The organism is Streptomyces viridosporus T7A (assembly GCF_008704515.1).
Taxonomy (GTDB): domain Bacteria; phylum Actinomycetota; class Actinomycetes; order Streptomycetales; family Streptomycetaceae; genus Streptomyces; species Streptomyces viridosporus.
The window spans coordinates 2,256,449-2,272,634 of record NZ_CP023700.1; the positions used below are offsets into that span (position 1 = coordinate 2,256,449).

General features: G+C 71.5%; 15 protein-coding genes. 10 read left to right on the forward strand and 5 right to left on the reverse strand.

The window, feature by feature from the left end; translation table 11 throughout:
* Positions 1-32 precede the first annotated feature (32 nt).
* Both sufB and CP969_RS10645 read right to left on the reverse strand, forming a co-directional pair.
* Positions 33-1,454 (reverse strand): Fe-S cluster assembly protein SufB, encoded by a 1,422-nt coding sequence (gene sufB, locus CP969_RS10640; protein WP_004989625.1) that lies wholly within the window; start codon positions 1,452-1,454, stop codon positions 33-35.
* A complete protein-coding gene (locus tag CP969_RS10645) occupies positions 1,451-2,164 on the reverse strand; it encodes a helix-turn-helix transcriptional regulator (RefSeq protein ID WP_016826794.1) in 714 nt (237 codons plus the stop codon). The genes sufB and CP969_RS10645 overlap by 4 nt, the downstream gene beginning before the upstream one ends.
* Positions 2,165-2,325: 161 nt before the next feature.
* Between CP969_RS10645 and CP969_RS10650 the strand changes: the two genes are divergently transcribed.
* The 5 genes from CP969_RS10650 (at position 2,326) to CP969_RS10670 (ending at position 6,526) form a co-directional block, all read left to right on the forward strand.
* The gene (locus CP969_RS10650; protein ID WP_016826793.1) at positions 2,326-3,141 is read left to right on the forward strand and encodes an AAC(3) family N-acetyltransferase; all 816 of its coding nucleotides are present in this window, start codon (positions 2,326-2,328) and stop codon (positions 3,139-3,141) included.
* 31 nt (positions 3,142-3,172) lie between these two features.
* Positions 3,173-4,096: an ABC transporter ATP-binding protein gene (locus tag CP969_RS10655; protein ID WP_004989620.1), complete on the forward strand. Its 924-nt coding sequence runs from the start codon at positions 3,173-3,175 to the stop codon at positions 4,094-4,096.
* A 142-nt stretch (positions 4,097-4,238) separates the two neighbouring features.
* A complete protein-coding gene (locus CP969_RS10660; protein WP_050793904.1) occupies positions 4,239-4,955 on the forward strand; it encodes an ABC transporter permease in 717 nt (238 codons plus the stop codon).
* A gap of 73 nt (positions 4,956-5,028) precedes the next feature.
* Positions 5,029-6,036: a COX15/CtaA family protein gene (locus tag CP969_RS10665; protein ID WP_039831245.1), complete on the forward strand. Its 1,008-nt coding sequence runs from the start codon at positions 5,029-5,031 to the stop codon at positions 6,034-6,036.
* A gap of 145 nt (positions 6,037-6,181) precedes the next feature.
* Positions 6,182-6,526 (forward strand): hypothetical protein, encoded by a 345-nt coding sequence (locus CP969_RS10670; RefSeq protein WP_004989614.1) that lies wholly within the window; start codon positions 6,182-6,184, stop codon positions 6,524-6,526.
* Between the two features lie 51 nt (positions 6,527-6,577).
* Here the strand turns inward: CP969_RS10670 and CP969_RS10675 are convergent, their stop codons facing one another.
* The 3 genes from CP969_RS10675 to CP969_RS10685 all read right to left on the reverse strand — a co-directional run bounded on the left by CP969_RS10675 (position 6,578) and on the right by CP969_RS10685 (position 9,133).
* Positions 6,578-7,711 carry an amidohydrolase family protein gene (locus tag CP969_RS10675; protein ID WP_016826790.1) on the reverse strand — a complete coding sequence of 378 codons (1,134 nt, stop codon included), beginning with the start codon at positions 7,709-7,711 and terminating at the stop codon, positions 6,578-6,580.
* An 80-nt stretch (positions 7,712-7,791) separates the two neighbouring features.
* Positions 7,792-8,124, reverse strand: a complete 333-nt coding sequence (locus CP969_RS10680) for a hypothetical protein (RefSeq protein ID WP_016826789.1) — start codon at positions 8,122-8,124, stop codon at positions 7,792-7,794.
* A gap of 91 nt (positions 8,125-8,215) precedes the next feature.
* On the reverse strand, positions 8,216-9,133 hold the full coding sequence (locus CP969_RS10685) for a heme o synthase (RefSeq protein ID WP_004989610.1): 918 nt from the start codon (positions 9,131-9,133) through the stop codon (positions 8,216-8,218).
* 376 nt (positions 9,134-9,509) lie between these two features.
* On the opposite strand from CP969_RS10685, the gene tkt reads away from it, so the two are divergent.
* From tkt to pgl, 5 genes are read left to right on the forward strand one after another with little or no spacing between them, the layout of a single operon-like run.
* The gene (tkt, locus tag CP969_RS10695; RefSeq protein WP_004989596.1) at positions 9,510-11,597 is read left to right on the forward strand and encodes a transketolase; all 2,088 of its coding nucleotides are present in this window, start codon (positions 9,510-9,512) and stop codon (positions 11,595-11,597) included.
* 34 nt (positions 11,598-11,631) lie between these two features.
* On the forward strand, positions 11,632-12,750 hold the full coding sequence (tal, locus tag CP969_RS10700) for a transaldolase (protein ID WP_004989594.1): 1,119 nt from the start codon (positions 11,632-11,634) through the stop codon (positions 12,748-12,750).
* Between the two features lie 4 nt (positions 12,751-12,754).
* Positions 12,755-14,278, forward strand: a complete 1,524-nt coding sequence (gene zwf, locus CP969_RS10705; RefSeq protein WP_004989592.1) for a glucose-6-phosphate dehydrogenase — start codon at positions 12,755-12,757, stop codon at positions 14,276-14,278.
* Positions 14,275-15,348, forward strand: a complete 1,074-nt coding sequence (opcA, locus tag CP969_RS10710) for a glucose-6-phosphate dehydrogenase assembly protein OpcA (RefSeq protein ID WP_004989590.1) — start codon at positions 14,275-14,277, stop codon at positions 15,346-15,348. The genes zwf and opcA overlap by 4 nt, the downstream gene beginning before the upstream one ends.
* Complete coding sequence (gene pgl / locus CP969_RS10715) at positions 15,345-16,130, forward strand: 6-phosphogluconolactonase (RefSeq protein WP_016826787.1); 786 nt, start codon at positions 15,345-15,347, stop codon at positions 16,128-16,130. Before opcA ends, pgl begins: the two co-directional genes overlap by 4 nt.
* Positions 16,131-16,186 lie beyond the last annotated feature (56 nt).

Genomic DNA, 16,186 nt, shown 5'->3' on the forward strand with positions numbered 1-16,186 from the left:
GCGTAAGGGGCTTGACGGAACGGCGCTGGTGCTTAGCCGACCGCGCCTTCCATCTGCAGCTCGATCAGCCGGTTGAGCTCGAGGGCGTACTCCATCGGCAGCTCCTTGGCGATCGGCTCGACGAAGCCGCGCACGATCATCGCCATCGCCTCGTCCTCGGACAGGCCGCGGCTCATCAGGTAGAAGAGCTGGTCCTCGGAGACCTTGGAGACGGTCGCCTCGTGGCCCATGGACACGTCGTCCTCACGGACGTCCACGTAGGGGTAGGTGTCCGAGCGGGAGATGGTGTCCACGAGCAGCGCGTCGCACAGCACGTTGGACTTCGAGCCCGGGGCGCCCTCGCCGATCTCGATCAGACCGCGGTAGGAGGTGCGGCCGCCGCCGCGCGCCACCGACTTGGAGACGATGTTGGACGAGGTGTTCGGGGCCATGTGGACCATCTTGGCGCCCGCGTCCTGGTGCTGGCCCTCGCCGGCGAAGGCGATGGACAGGGTCTCGCCCTTGGCGTGCTCGCCCATGAGGTAGACGGCCGGGTACTTCATCGTCACCTTGGAACCGATGTTGCCGTCGACCCACTCCATGGTCGCGCCCTCGTAGGCCACGGCGCGCTTGGTGACCAGGTTGTAGACGTTGTTCGACCAGTTCTGGATGGTCGTGTAGCGGCAGCGGGCGTTCTTCTTGACGATGATCTCGACGACCGCGGAGTGCAGCGAGTCCGACTTGTAGATCGGGGCGGTGCAGCCCTCGACGTAGTGCACGTAGGCACCCTCGTCGACGATGATCAGGGTCCGCTCGAACTGGCCCATGTTCTCGGTGTTGATCCGGAAGTAGGCCTGGAGCGGGATCTCGACGTGCACGCCCTTCGGCACGTAGATGAAGGAGCCGCCGGACCACACGGCGGTGTTCAGCGCGGCGAACTTGTTGTCACCGGCCGGGATGACCGTGCCGAAGTACTCCTTGAAGAGCTCGGGGTGCTCCTTCAGGGCGGTGTCGGTGTCCAGGAAGATGACGCCCTGCTCCTCCAGGTCCTCGCGGATCTGGTGGTAGACGACCTCGGACTCGTACTGGGCGGCGACACCGGCGACCAGGCGCTGCTTCTCGGCCTCGGGGATGCCCAGCTTGTCGTACGTGTTCTTGATGTCCTCGGGCAGGTCCTCCCAGGACTCCGCCTGCTTCTCCGTGGAGCGCACGAAGTACTTGATGTTGTCGAAGTCGATGCCGGAGAGGTCGGAGCCCCAGTTCGGCATGGGCTTCTTCTCGAACAGGCGCAGGCCCTTGAGGCGGAGCTTGGTCATCCACTCCGGCTCGTCCTTCTTCGCGGAGATGTCCCGGACGACGTCCTCGTCCACACCGCGGCGCGCCGACGCACCGGCGTCGTCACGGTCGGCCCAGCCGTATTCGTACTTGCCCAGACCCTCGAGCTCGGGGTGGGCCGTCTCCGTGGGGAGAGTCATGCGGGGTTCCTCCCGGACGTGCTTGCAGATGCGTGGTGGGAAATCTTGGGGATGAACGTCGTGCAGACGCCGTCGCCGTGCGCGATGGTCGCCAGCCGCTGCACATGCGTACCGAGGAGCTCGGCGAAAAATTCCGTCTCGGCCTCGCACAGTTGCGGGAACCGTTCGGCGGCGTGGGCGACCGGGCAGTGGTGCTGGCAGAGCTGCTCGCCGACCGGTGCGCTGCGCGCCGTTGCAGCGTACCCGTCCGCGCTGAGCGCCTTGGCCAGTGCTTCCGCGCGCTTCTCGGGGGGTACGGCCTCGACCGCCTTGCGGTACGCGCCCGCCTGCGCGGCGATCCGGGCGCGGGCGAACGCGGCGATCGCCTCGTCCCCGCCCTCCTTCTCGCCGATCCAGCGCAGGGCGTCCACGGCGAGCTGGTCGTACGACTGGTAGAAGGCGTCCCGCCCGCAGTCGGTGAGGGCGAACACCTTGGCCGGGCGCCCGCGCGTGCGCGCGCCGTAGACCCGCCGGTCACGCGCCTCCACGACACCGTCCGTGGTCAGGGTGTCGAGGTGGCGGCGCACGGCCGCCTGGGTCAGCCCCAGCCGCTCCGCGAGTTCGGCGACGGTCGAGGGCCCGTGGTCCAGGATGGAACGGGCGACCCGGTTGCGGGTGGACCGCTCTCCGGTCGCCAGTTCCTCGTGGGGGGACTCGCCGACGTTTTTCACAACGCCATTGTTGCGTAATTCATCCGGACCCGGCAAGCCGCGCCCCGACGGCCCCACGGTGCGCTGCGTCACTTAGGTGAACCTAAGCTGACCTGCGGAAACGATCTCTGATCGATCAATTCGGTGGCGTCCGGCGGTGGTGTCCGGGAGACTCACGGACCATGCCCGCAGCCTCTCCCACCGGTCCCCTCGTCACCCGGGACAGCCTCGCCGCGCAGCTGCGCGAGCTCGGCGTGCGGCCGGGCGAGACCCTCCTCGTGCACTCCTCGCTCAGCTCCCTGGGCTGGGTCAACGGCGGTCCGGTCACGGTCGTCGGGGCACTGCTCGACGCGCTCGGCCCGGACGGCACGCTGGTGGTCCCCGCCCAGTCCGGCCACCTCTCCGACCCGGCGCTGTGGCAGGCGCCGGCCGTGCCCGAGGAGTGGTGGGCGGCCATCCGGGCCACCATGCCCGCGTACGACCCGCTGACCACGCCCACGCGCGGAGTGGGGGTGGTCCCGGAGACCGTGCGGACCTGGCCGGGCGCCCTGCGCAGCGCGCACCCCCAGACGTCGTTCGCGGCGGTGGGCCCGCGGGCCGCCGAGGTCGTCGCCGGGCACGCGACCGACTGCCGGCTCGGGGAGCGCAGCCCGCTGGCCGCCCTGGAGCGGATCGGCGCGCGGGTGCTGCTGCTCGGGGCCGGGTACGACAGCTGCACCGCCTTCCACCTCGCCGAGTACCGCCTCCCCGCCCCCCCCCGCGTCGAGGTGGGCCGGCCCGGTCCCGGCGGCTGGGAGACGGTGACCGAGGTGTCGATCTCCTCCGAGCGGTTCGACGAGCTCGGGCACGACTTCGAACGGGACCGTCCCGTGCTGCGCGGCCGGGCCGGGGCGGCCGAAGCGCGGCTGTTCCCGCTGGCGGAGGCGGTGGCGTACGCCGAGCGGTGGCTGGAGCTGCACCGGCCCCGGGCGGAGGAGTTCGAGAACCCCGCGGTCTGAGGCGCCCGCCGCCTCCCTAGACTCGTGACCCATGCGAAGTGAGCCCGTGGTCCAGGTCCAGGCCCTGGTGAAGCGGTACGGAACGAAGACCGCGGTGGACGGCCTCGACCTGGTGGCCCGACCGGGCGTGACCGCCGTACTCGGCCCCAACGGGGCGGGCAAGACGACCACGGTCGAGACCTGCGAGGGGTACCGGCGGCCGGACTCCGGCACGGTGCGCGTCCTGGGCCTCGACCCGGTGCGGGACTCGGCGGCGCTGCGGCCCCGCGTCGGCGTGATGCTCCAGTCCGGCGGCGTCTACTCGGGCGCGCGGGCGGACGAGATGCTCCGGCACGTCGCCCGGCTGCACGCGCACCCACTGGACGTGGACGCCCTGATCGAGCGGCTCGGGCTCGGCTCCTGCGGCCGCACGACGTACCGGCGGCTCTCCGGCGGCCAGCAGCAGCGCCTCGCGCTGGCGATGGCCGTGGTCGGGCGCCCCGAGCTGGTGTTCCTGGACGAGCCGACGGCCGGTCTCGACCCGCAGGCCCGCCGCGCCACCTGGGACCTCGTGAGGGACCTGCGCGCCGACGGCGTCTCCGTGATCCTCACCACCCACTACATGGACGAGGCCGAGCAGCTCGCCGACGACGTCGCGATCATCGACGCCGGCCGGGTCATCGCCCAGGGCTCCCCCGAGGAGCTGTGCAGGGGCGGCGCCGAGAACACGCTCCGCTTCACCGGCCGCCCCGGCCTGGACGTGGTCTCCCTGCTGAAAGCCCTGCCCGACGGCTCCTCGGCCGCCGAGGTGACCCCGGGCTCGTACCGGGTCGTCGGCGAGGTCGACCCGCAACTGCTCGCCACCGTCACCTCCTGGTGCGCGCAGCACGGGGTGATGCCGGACCGGATCTCGGTGGAGCGGCACACCCTCGAAGACGTTTTTTTGGAGCTGACCGGCAAGGAGTTGCGCTCATGACGTCGGCCCACACCCGGAGCGGCCGGGGGTCCGGGGGTCGCCCCCCGGGAAGACACAGCCTGGAGCTGACCGGCAAGGAGTTGCGCTCGTGACGGCCACCGGCACCTACTCACCGAAGCCGGGGGCGGCACCGCTCCCCCGCATGATCGCCGCGCAGGCCGTGCTCGAGACGAAGATGCTGCTGCGCAACGGCGAGCAGCTGCTGCTGACGGTGGTCATCCCCACCCTGCTGCTGGTGCTGTTCAGCACCGTGGACATCGTGGACACCGGTGAGGGCGAGACGGTGGACTTCCTCGCCCCGGGCATCCTCGCGCTCGCCGTGATGTCGACGGCGTTCACCGGGCAGGCCATCGCGACCGGCTTCGAGCGCCGGTACGGGGTGCTGAAGCGGCTGGCCTCGTCCCCGCTGCCGCGCTGGGGCCTGATGACCGCGAAGACGCTGTCCGTGCTGGTCACCGAGGTCCTCCAGGTCCTCCTGGTCACGGTGATCGCCCTCGTGCTCGGCTGGTCGCCGCAGGGCAACCCGTTCGCGGTGCTCCTGCTGCTGGTGCTGGGCACGGCCGCCTTCTCCGGGCTCGGCCTGCTGATGGCGGGCACCCTGAAGGCCGAGGCGACGCTGGCCGCGGCCAACCTGGTGTTCCTGCTGCTGCTCGTCGGCGGCGGGGTGGTCGTGCCGCTGGACAAGTTCCCCGGCGCGGCGCAGGACGTGCTCGGCCTGCTGCCGATCTCCGCGCTGTCGGAGGGGCTGCGGGACGTGCTCCAGCACGGGGCCGGGATGCCGTGGGGCAACCTCGGGATCCTCGCCGTCTGGGCGGTCGCGGGGCTGGCGGCCGCCGGGAGGTTCTTCCGCTGGGAGTGAGCCCGGGGCCTCCGGGCCCGGAGGGCGTGATGTGGGCGACCCTCGTGAAAGTGTGCACAAGCGGCGCCCTACGATGGGACGCGTGCCAAACGTGACTCGCGCCGACGCCTCGGCGGCCGTGCGCAACCCGCTCGCCTTCATCGCCGCACGCTGGACCCCGGATCCCCGGACGGTCCGGCGGGCGGCCCTCGTCGCGCTCGTCATGTCGGTGGTCATCGTGGTCACCGGCGGCGCCGTGCGGCTGACCGGCTCCGGCCTGGGCTGCCCCACCTGGCCCAAGTGCACCGAGGACTCGATCGCCGCCACCCGCGAGATGGGCGTGCACGGCGTCATCGAGTTCGGCAACCGCCTGCTGACCTACGTGCTCTGCGCCGCCGTCGGCTGGGCGATCATCGCCGCGCGGTCGCAGAAGCCCTACCGGCGCCGCCTGACCCGGCTGGGCTGGGCGCAGTTCTGGATCGTCATGGGCAACGCGATCCTCGGCGGCATCGTGGTGCTCGTCGGCCTGAACCCGTACACGGTCGCGGCGCACTTCCTGCTCTCCTCGGCGCTGATCGCGGTCGCCACCGTGATGTGGCACCGCACCCGGGAGGGTGACGCGGAGCCCCGTCCGCTGGTCGGCAAGGCCGTGCGGCAGCTCGTGTGGTTCCTGGTGGCCGCGTCCGTGCTGCTGATCGCGGTCGGCACGGTGGTGACCGGCGCGGGCCCGCACGCGGGCGACTCCAGCGAGGTCGAGCGGATGCCGGTCGACTGGGAGACGGTGAGCAAGATGCACGCCGTGCTGGCGTGGATCGTGGTGACGCTGACGTTCGCCCTGTGGTTCGTCCTCAAGGCGGTCGACGCCCCCAAGGGCCCGCTGGACCGCACCCGCGAGCTGTTCCTGATCATCCTCGCGCAGGGGGTGATCGGTTACGTGCAGTACTTCACCGACCTCCCCGAGGTCCTGGTCGGCCTGCACATGTTCGGCTCCTGCGTGATGTGGATCTGGGTGCTCCGGGTCCTGCTGTCGCTGCGCGAGCGTCCCGGGGCGGTGGCGGAGGTGCCGGGGCCGGCGACCGAGACGTCCCTGGCCAAGGCGTAGGCGGGCCGTTCCCCGCTCCCCACCCCACCCCCGTTCACCCCCGTTCCCCGTTAGCACCCTCGGACATCCCAGGTTCCCGCAGCGCCCGCCGTGCCCTTCACTGGGAGCCGGTAACCACCGGCAGAACCACCTCACGGGGGAACACATGGACCGCAGGAAGAACATCGTCACCGCAGGCCTGGCCACCCTGGTCTCGGCGCTGGCCCTCACGGTCGGCGGCGTGGCCGCTCCGGCCCAGGCCGCTCCGTCCGCCCCGCTGGGCGTCGACTGCGACGGCCGGGTGCACCACAACAACCCGGACCACGGCATCGTCGGCTGCAAGAACAACACCGCCGGCACCATCACCTTCCGCGCCGAGATCGTCTGCGGCCGGGCTCCGGACGTCTCGGGCCAGTGGGTGACGCTGCGGCCCGGACAGTACGGCGAGTCCTCGGGCGTCTGCGCGTTCTACAGCTCGGGGGTCGGCAGCGTGGGCTGGACGATCAAGTAGGGCCGAGCAGGGCGACGGACCCGCCGGAGCCGGCGGGCACGGGCCGGGACCTCATCGGGGTCCCGGCCCTCCGCCCGTCCGCTCCAGCCCGTACACCCGGCCCGCGTTCCCCGAGGCGATCATCGCGCCCACCCGCCCCGCGTCCGCCGCTGCCCACGCGCCCTCCGCCACCCAGGTGCCGAGCACCCGGTCGAGCGCCTCGCGGAACAGCCGGGCGCCGACGACGTGCAGCTCGGGCAGCCCCTGGGCGCCGGTGGAGAAGAGGATCTTGCCGAAGGGGGCGAGTTCCAGGATCTCCGCGAGGACGGTCGCCGCGCGGGCGCCGGTGCGCACGAGGGCGGCGCCGGCGTCGGTGTAGACGTGCGGGAAGACACCGGCGAGGTGGGCGGCGTGGCGGTGGTACGGGTAGCCGTGCAGCAGCACGAGGTCGGCGCGGAGGCCGGCGGTGGCCCGGACGAAGTCGGTCAGCAGCACCGGGTCGGCGCGGTCGACGCGGGCGCCCGGCGCGCCGAGTCCCGCGTGCAGCTGCAGGGGGCGGGCCGAGGCGACCGCGCTCCACAGCAGGTGGCGCAGCAGCACCGGGTCGCTCAGCTCGTCCCCGGCCCGGCGGGCGGCCAGCCAGCGCCCGGCCGCGCCGCGCACCTCCCTGGGCCCGGGCGGCTCGGGGGCGAGGGCCAGCCCGTGCCGCAGGCCGGCGACGGAGGCGAAGGCGACGGCGTGCGCGGCGGCGCCGTGCACGGACTCGTCGAGGTTGGCCAGGAAGGACTCGACGGTGCCGGAGGTGTCGGCGACCTGTTCGGCCAGTTGCTCCAGGGGGACGATCTCGTGGGCCTCGGCGTCCCCGGCCGCGGCCAGCTCGGCGGGACCGGTGAGGTCGCCGGGCGGTCCCGTGTCGACCAGGTAGGTGGTGATGCCGCTGCCCCGCAGCAGCCGGCGTCCCGCCTCGACGACGCCCAGCTCACGGCGCCGGGCGAGATAGCGGGCGGGCGGGCAGTGCGGCTCCAGGCCGAGCAGGGGCGGGCACCAGCGGCGTACGGCGAACCCGGTCTGGGTGTCGAAGAGGGTGGTGCCGGGGGCGGGCGGCCCCTCGGTGCGGGCCAGCTGGGCCTCGAAGGTGCCGAGGCCCAGCTCCGTGCGCAGTACGCCGTGGCAGTACTGGTCCACGAGGGACGGCGGGTCGATCATCCGGGGCTCCCCGTCTGGACGCTGTGCTGCCTACACGTCCTAACGGGTGAACCGGCGCAGAGGTGTTGCGGTCGGGCCGGTCAGCCGTTGGAGGGACCGCCCACCTGGATGCCCGCCATACGGCTCCACTCGTACGGGCCGGTCCTGACCTTGGCCGCGAACTCGCCGTCGAAGTCCTCGTGGACGGTGATCCCCGCCTTCTCCACCGCCCTCTCGGCGATCGCGTAGGAGGGTGCGACGAGATCGCCCCAGCCGCCGTCCTCGCCGACGAGCACGATCCGGGCGCCGCGCTGGCCGAGGTAGGCGATCTGCCCCTCGGCGCCGCCGTGCGCCTTGGCGAAGCCGCTGATCTGCTGGGCGAGCCGGGCCGCCTTCTGCTCGGCCTTCGGGTCCACCTGCTGCGTGTCTGCCATGACCAGGATGCTACCGACGAGTAGATCAAACGGCGACGGCGGGGTCCGTGGCCTTGGCCACGTCCCCCGCCCGATCGGCGTCAGCAGGCGGTCACCTCAGGAACGGGTCCACCGCGATCGCCACGAAGAGCAGCGACACATAGGTGATGGACCAGTGGAACAGGCGCATCTCCTTCAGCTTGGCGCCGGTCACCTCGGCCTTCGCGCGGTTCAGCAGCGCGTGCGCCTCCCACAGCCACCAGCCGCCGGCGGCGAGGGCGACCGCGGTGTAGAACCAGCCCGTGTAGCCCAGCGGGGTGAGCAGCAGGGACACGCCGACCATGACCCAGCTGTAGATCACGATCTGCTTGGCGACCGCCTTGTTGCCGGCGATGACCGGCAGCATCGGCACGCCCACGCGCGCGTAGTCGTCCTTGACCTTCATGGACAGCGGCCAGTAGTGCGGCGGCGTCCAGAAGAAGATGACCATGAAGAGGACGAGCGGGGCCCACGAGAGGGAGTTCGTCACCGAGGACCAGCCGATCAGCACCGGCATGCAGCCGGCGATGCCGCCCCACACGATGTTCTGCGCCGTGCGCCGCTTGAGGATCATCGTGTAGACGACGACGTAGAAGAGGAGCGCGCCGAGGGCGAGCCAGGCCGACAGCCAGTTGACGGTGAGGCCGAACAGCAGCGTCGAGACGACCGCAAGGGTGATGCCGAAGGCCAGGCACTCGCGCGGGCTGACCATGCCGGTCACCAGCGGGCGCTGGGAGGTGCGGTCCATCAGCGCGTCGATGTCGCGGTCGATGTACATGTTGAGCGCGTTGGCACCGCCCGCGGACAGGTAGCCGCCGACGCAGGTCAGCAGCACCAGCTTCAGGTCGGGCACACCCTGCTGCGCCAGGAACATCACCGGGACGGTGGTGATGAGCAGCAGCTCGATGATCCGCGGCTTGGTGAGAGCCACGAACGCCATGACACGCGCCCCGAACGGCCGATGGGCCGGGCTCTGGCTCGTCCCGAGCATTCCCGCTGGACGGGATTCAACGGCCGTCACGCACACCCCTACAGAGATCCCAGCAAGCCCCCGCGATGGGAAACGGCGGTAAAGGGCTCGCGCGTACCACGCCACTGTAGACGTTGCCCAGACCCGGACATCCCCGGGGGTCCGGTCGTGTTGTGCGGCGGTCTCCGAGGTGCGCTTTCCAGCTCGATTGAGCACCCGGATGAGCGGCTCCGTATTCATCTGCCGAATACGTCGATGCCCTAGTCAGGAGGCGGATCCACGGGAGTTCCCACAGTCTGGAATGACTCGAAAGAAGGCACGTCCTACGGGGGTAGGCTCGACCTCGCCGGTGGGCAGACACCGGCATCCGACATGTGGAGAGGAGCCCTGACTCAGGGTGAGCACCAAGCCGACCACCACAGACCTCGAGTGGACCGAGTTGGACCAGCGGGCCGTCGACACCGCCCGCGTCCTGGCCGCCGATGCCGTACAGAAGGTCGGTAACGGCCATCCGGGTACGGCGATGAGCCTGGCGCCTGCCGCCTACACCCTCTTCCAGAAGGTGATGCGGCACGACCCGTCGGACCCCGACTGGGTCGGCCGCGACCGCTTCGTGCTGTCCGCCGGCCATTCGTCCCTGACCCTCTACACCCAGCTGTACCTGGCCGGCTTCGGCCTGGAGCTGGACGACCTGAAGGCCTTCCGCACCTGGGGCTCGAAGACCCCGGGCCACCCGGAGTACGGGCACACCAAGGGCGTGGAGACGACGACCGGCCCGCTGGGCCAGGGCGTCGCCAACGCCGTCGGCATGGCGATGGCCGCCCGCTACGAGCGCGGCCTGTTCGACCCGGAGGCCGCCGAGGGCGAGTCCCCCTTCGACCACTTCGTCTACTGCATCGCCGGCGACGGCTGCCTGCAGGAGGGCATCTCCGCCGAGGCGTCCTCGCTGGCCGGCCACCAGAAGCTCGGCAACCTGATCCTGCTGTGGGACGACAACCACATCTCGATCGAGGGCGACACGGAGACGGCCGTCTCCGAGGACACCGTCAAGCGGTACGAGGCCTACGGCTGGCACGTGCAGCGGGTGGCCCCGAAGCCGGACGGCGACCTGGACCCGAACGCGATCTACGACGCGATCCAGGAGGCGAAGAAGGTCACCGACCGGCCGTCCTTCATCGCGATGCGCTCGATCATCGCCTGGCCGGCCCCGAACGCGCAGAACACCGAGGCCGCCCACGGCTCGGCGCTGGGCGACGAGGAGGTGGCGGCCACCAAGCGCGTCCTGGGCTTCGACCCGGAGCAGACCTTCGAGGTCTCCGACGAGGTCATCGGTCACACCCGCAAGGCGCTGGAGCGGGGCAAGCAGGACCGCGCGGAGTGGGAGAAGTCGTTCCAGGAGTGGCGCAGCGGCAACCCGGAGCGCGCGGCCGAGTACGACCGCATCGCGGCCGGTGAGCTGCCCGAGGGCTGGGAGGACAAGCTCCCGGTCTTCGAGCCGGGCAAGGGCGTCGCCACCCGCGCCGCCTCCGGCAAGGTGCTCCAGGCGCTCGGCGCGGTGATCCCGGAGCTGTGGGGCGGTTCGGCCGACCTGGCCGGCTCCAACAACACCACGATCGACAAGACGTCGTCGTTCCTCCCGGCGGGCAACCCGCTGCCCGAGGCCGACCCGTACGGCCGCACGATCCACTTCGGCATCCGCGAGCACGCCATGGCCGCGGAGATGAACGGCATCGCGCTGCACGGCAACACCCGGATCTACGCCGGCACCTTCCTGGTGTTCTCCGACTACATGCGCAACGCGGTGCGCCTGTCGGCGCTGATGCACCTGCCGGTGACGTACGTGTGGACGCACGACTCCATCGGCCTGGGCGAGGACGGCCCGACCCACCAGCCGGTCGAGCACCTGGCCTCGCTGCGCGCGATCCCGGGCCTGAACGTCGTCCGCCCGGCCGACGCGAACGAGACCGCGATCGCCTGGCGCGAGATCCTCAAGCGCTGGACCAAGGAGTTCGGCAAGGGCGCCCCGCACGGTCTGGCCCTCACCCGCCAGGGCGTGCCGACGTACGAGCCGAACGAGGACGCGGCGCGCGGCGGCTACGTGATGTTCGAGGCCGACGGCGGCGAACCGCAGGTCGTGCTGATCGCGACCGGTTCCGAGGTGCACGTCGCCGTCGAGGCGCGCGAGCGGCTCCAGGCCGACGGTGTGCCGACGCGCGTGGTGTCCATGCCGTCGGTCGAGTGGTTCGAGGAGCAGGACCAGGGGTACCGGGACAGCGTCCTGCCGCCGTCCGTGAAGGCGCGCGTCGCGATCGAGGCGGGGATCGGACTCACCTGGCACCGGTACGTGGGGGACGCCGGCCGCATCGTGTCCCTGGAGCACTTCGGTGCGTCGGCGGACGGCAAGGTGCTGTTCGAGGAGTTCGGTTTCACCGCCGAGAACGTGGCCGCCGTCGCGCGGGAATCGATTGCCGCAGCTCAGCGCTGACGCTCACATACGACACGTAGGAGATGGAATTTCCATGACAGACGCACTCAAGCGCCTTTCCGAGGAAGGCGTCGCGATCTGGCTGGACGACCTGTCGCGCAAGCGGATCACGTCCGGCAACCTCGCCGAGCTGATCGACCAGCAGCACGTCGTGGGCGTCACCACCAACCCGACGATCTTCCAGAAGGCGATCAGCGAGGGCGACGGCTACGACACGCAGCTGACCGACCTCGCCGCCCGCAAGGTCACCGTCGAAGAGGCCATCCGCATGATCACCACGGCGGACGTCCGCGACGCCGCCGACATCCTGCGCCCGGTCTTCGACGCCACCGACGGCCGGGACGGCCGGGTCTCCATCGAGGTCGACCCGCGCCTGGCCCACAACACCCGCGCCACCGTCGCCGAGGCCAAGCAGCTGGCCTGGCTGGTGGACCGGCCCAACACCCTCATCAAGATCCCGGCGACCGAGGCCGGCATCCCGGCGATCGCCGAGGTCATCGGCCTGGGCATCAGCGTCAACGTGACGCTGATCTTCTCCCTGGAGCGCTACCGCAAGGTCATGGACGCGTTCCTGACCGGTCTGGAGAAGGCCAGGGAGCGCGGCCTGGAGCTGTCGAAGATCCACTCCGTGGCCTCGTTCTTCGTCTCCCGCGTGGACACCGAGATCGACAAGCGGATCGACGCGCTCGGCACCGACGAGGCCAAGGCGCTGCGCGGCAAGGCCGCCGTCGCCAACGCCCGCCTCGCCTACCAGGCGTACGAGGAGGTCTTCTCCTCGGACCGCTGGAACGCGCTGGAGCGTGAGGGCGCCAACAAGCAGCGCCCGCTGTGGGCCTCCACCGGGGTGAAGGACAAGGCGTACAGCGACACCATGTACGTCACCGATCTGGTGGCCCCCAACACGGTCAACACCATGCCGGAGGCCACCCTGCTGGCCACCGAGGACCACGGCGAGATCACCGGCAACACCGTCGCCGGGACCTACGAGCAGGCCCGCGCCGACCTCGACGCCGTGGAGAGGCTCGGCATCGAGTACGACGACGTGGTGCGGCTCCTGGAGGAGGAGGGCGTCGAGAAGTTCGAGGCCTCCTGGAACGACCTGCTGAAGTCGACCGAGGCGGAGCTGCAGCGCCTCGCCCCCGCGGAGGGCTGACACGTTGTCCAGCAGCAACCCGCTGCGTGACCCCGCAGACCGACGGCTCCCGCGCATCGCGGGGCCGTCGGGCCTGGTCATCTTCGGCGTGACGGGCGACCTGTCGCGCAAGAAGCTGATGCCGGCCGTGTACGACCTCGCCAACCGAGGTCTGCTGCCGCCGGGCTTCTCGCTGGTCGGCTTCGCCCGCCGCGAGTGGGCGAACGAGGACTTCGCCCAGGTGGTCCACGACGCGGTCAAGGAGCACGCCCGCACCCCCTTCCGCGAGGAGGTCTGGCAGCAGCTCATCCAGGGCATGCGGTTCGTGCAGGGCACCTTCGACGACGACGAGTCCTTCGAGCGGCTGCGCGCCACGATCGAGGAGCTGGACAAGGCCCAGGGCACGGGCGGCAACTTCGCCTTCTACCTCTCGGTGCCGCCGCGCTCCTTCCCGGTGGTCATCCAGCAGCTGAAGAAGCACGGACTGGCCGACCAGAAGGACGGCTCCTGGCGCCGCGCGGTCATCGAGAAGCCCTTCGGCCACGACCTGAGGTCGGCCGAGGAGCTGAACGCGATCGTCCACGAGGTGTTCGCCCCGGACCAGGTCTTCCGGATCGACCACTACCTGGGCAAGGAGACGGTCCAGAACATCCTGGCGCTGCGCTTCGCCAACCAGATGTTCGAGCCCGTCTGGAACCGGTCCTACGTGGACCACGTGCAGATCACCATGGCCGAGGACATCGGCATCGGCGGCCGGGCCGGCTACTACGACGGCATCGGCGCCGCCCGCGACGTCATCCAGAACCACCTCCTGCAGCTGCTCGCGCTCACCGCGATGGAGGAGCCCGCCTCCTTCGACGCGGACGCGCTGGCCGCGGAGAAGACCAAGGTGCTCGGCGCCGTCCGGCTGCCGAAGGACCTGGGCCGGGACACCGTGCGCGGGCAGTACGCGGCCGGCTGGCAGGGCGGCGCGAAGGTCATCGGGTACCTGGAGGAGGAGGGCATCGACTCCTCCTCGAAGACCGACACCTACGCGGCGGTCAAGCTGGGCATCGACAACCGCCGCTGGGCGGGCGTCCCCTTCTACCTGCGCACCGGCAAGCGGCTGGGCCGCCGGGTCACCGAGATCGCGGTGGTCTTCCAGCGGGCGCCGCACTCCCCCTTCGACTCCACCGCCACCGAGGAACTGGGCTCCAACGCCATCGTGATCCGCGTCCAGCCGGACGAGGGCGTCACGGTGCGCTTCGGCTCCAAGGTGCCGGGCACGTCGATGGAGATCCGGGACGTGTCGATGGACTTCGCCTACGGCGAGTCGTTCACCGAGTCCAGCCCGGAGGCGTACGAACGGCTGATCCTCGACGTGCTGCTCGGCGACTCCAACCTCTTCCCGCGCACGGAGGAGGTCGAGCTGTCCTGGAAGATCCTCGACCCGATCGAGGAGTACTGGGACGCCAACGGCAGGCCGGCCCAGTACGCGGCCGGTACGTGGGGACCCGTCGAGGCGGACGAAATGCTCGAGCGAGACGGACGGAGCTGGCGCCGGCCATGAAGATCGATCTCACGGACACCACGGCCAGCAAGATCAACAAGGCGCTGGTGCAGGGCCGCCGGGCCATCGGCACACCGGCCGTGGGCATGGTGCTCACCCTGGTCATCGTGACGGACGAGGAGAACGCCTACGACGCGCTGAAGGCGGCCGGCGACGCCTCGCACGAACACCCCTCGCGCATGCTCGTGGTCATCAGGCGCGTCTCCCGCTCGCCCCGCGACCGCACGCAGTCCCGCCTGGACGCCGAGGTGCGGGTGGGCGCGGACGCGGGCACCGGCGAGACGGTGGTGCTGCGGCTGTACGGCGAGGTCGTCGACCACGCCCAGTCGGTGGTGCTGCCGCTGCTGCTGCCGGACGCCCCGGTGGTGGTCTGGTGGCCGGTCAACGCCCCGCTGGACCCGGCGAAGGACCCGCTGGGCGCGCTGGCCCAGCGCCGGGTGACCGACACCTACGCCTGCGAGCGGCCGGTCCAGGAGCTGGTGGCCCGCGCCGACGCCTACACCCCGGGCGACACGGACCTGTCCTGGACCCGCATCACGCCGTGGCGTTCGATGCTGGCCGCGGCCCTGGACCAGGTGGCCTGCCAGGTGGTGGGCGCCGAGGTGGAGGGCGAGGAGTTCAACCCGAGCTGCGAGCTGCTGGCGATGTGGCTCGCGGACCGGCTGGACGTCCCGGTGAAGCGCTCGCTGTCGAGCGGTCCGGGGCTCACGGCGGTCCGCCTGGACACCGACTGCGGCCCGATCGTGCTGGACCGTGCCGACGGTTCGCTGGCGACGCTGTCCATCCAGGGCCAGCCCAAGCGCGCGGTGGCGCTCAAGCGCCGGGACACGGCGGAGCTGATCGCGGAGGAGCTGCGGCGCCTGGACCCGGACGACACGTACGCGTCGGCGCTGCGCTACGGCGTGGAGCGGCTGAAGAAGCCCTCAAACGCGCCGGGCGGGCCGGGTGAGGCGCCGGCCAAAGGGGAGTCGGAGCGCGCGGCGGTCCCCGCGCCCGTCGAGTCGGTCGCGAAGGGTCCCGCGGACCGGGCGACGGCGCAGGCACCGGTGAAGAGGACGGCGACGAAGTGAGTACGACACCGCAGCTGGTCGTGCACCGCGACAAGGAGCTGATGGCGCAGGCCGCGGCGGCCCGGCTGATCACGAAGATCGTGGACGCCCAGGCCTCCCGGGGTTCGGCGTCCGTGGTCCTGACCGGTGGCCGCAACGGCAACGGCCTGCTGGCCGCGCTGGCGGCGGCCCCGGCCCGGGACGCGATCGACTGGGGCCGGCTCGACCTGTGGTGGGGCGACGAGCGGTTCCTGCCGGAGGGCGACCCGGAGCGCAATGTCACCCAGGCCCGGAAGGCGCTGCTCGACGCGGTGCCGCTGGATCCGGAGCGCGTGCACGCCATGCCCGCGTCCGACGGACCGCACGGCGCCGACGTGGACGCGGCGGCGGCCGCCTACGCCCAGGAGCTGGCCCGCGCGGCCGCTCCGGAGAACCACGGCCCCGTCCCGGCGTTCGACGTCCTGATGCTGGGCGTCGGCCCGGACACGCACGTGGCCTCCCTCTTCCCGGAGCTCCCGGCGGTCCGGGAGACGGAGCGCACGGTGGTGGGCGTGCACGGCGCGCCCAAGCCCCCGCCGACCCGGGTGACCCTCACCCTCCCGGCGATCCGCGCGGCCCGCGAGGTGTGGCTGCTCGCGGCCGGCGAGGACAAGGCCGAGGCGGCGGCGATCGCCCTGTCGGGCGCGGGCGAGATCCAGGCCCCGGCCGCGGGCGCGTACGGCCGTGCCCGCACGCTGTGGCTGCTGGACTCGGCGGCGGCGTCGCAGCTGCCGCGCTCGCTGTACCCGGCGGCGTCGGCCTGACGCACCCGTCGAACGCACGGACCCCCGCTTCCTGACGAGGCGGGGGTCCGTGCGTT

Excerpts from the sequence above, each read along its gene's own strand:
- sufB (WP_004989625.1), bottom strand. The coding sequence starts at position 1,454 with ATGACTCTCCCCACGGAGACGGCCCACCCCGAGCTCGAGGGTCTGGGC.
- CP969_RS10650 (WP_016826793.1), top strand. The coding sequence starts at position 2,326 with ATGCCCGCAGCCTCTCCCACCGGTCCCCTCGTCACCCGGGACAGCCTC.
- CP969_RS10655 (WP_004989620.1), top strand. The coding sequence starts at position 3,173 with ATGCGAAGTGAGCCCGTGGTCCAGGTCCAGGCCCTGGTGAAGCGGTAC.
- CP969_RS10660 (WP_050793904.1), top strand. The coding sequence starts at position 4,239 with ATGATCGCCGCGCAGGCCGTGCTCGAGACGAAGATGCTGCTGCGCAAC.
- CP969_RS10665 (WP_039831245.1), top strand. The coding sequence starts at position 5,029 with ATGGGACGCGTGCCAAACGTGACTCGCGCCGACGCCTCGGCGGCCGTG.
- CP969_RS10670 (WP_004989614.1), top strand. The coding sequence starts at position 6,182 with ATGGACCGCAGGAAGAACATCGTCACCGCAGGCCTGGCCACCCTGGTC.
- CP969_RS10675 (WP_016826790.1), bottom strand. The coding sequence starts at position 7,711 with ATGATCGACCCGCCGTCCCTCGTGGACCAGTACTGCCACGGCGTACTG.
- CP969_RS10680 (WP_016826789.1), bottom strand. The coding sequence starts at position 8,124 with ATGGCAGACACGCAGCAGGTGGACCCGAAGGCCGAGCAGAAGGCGGCC.
- CP969_RS10685 (WP_004989610.1), bottom strand. The coding sequence starts at position 9,133 with ATGCTCGGGACGAGCCAGAGCCCGGCCCATCGGCCGTTCGGGGCGCGT.
- tal (WP_004989594.1), top strand. The coding sequence starts at position 11,632 with ATGACAGACGCACTCAAGCGCCTTTCCGAGGAAGGCGTCGCGATCTGG.
- opcA (WP_004989590.1), top strand. The coding sequence starts at position 14,275 with ATGAAGATCGATCTCACGGACACCACGGCCAGCAAGATCAACAAGGCG.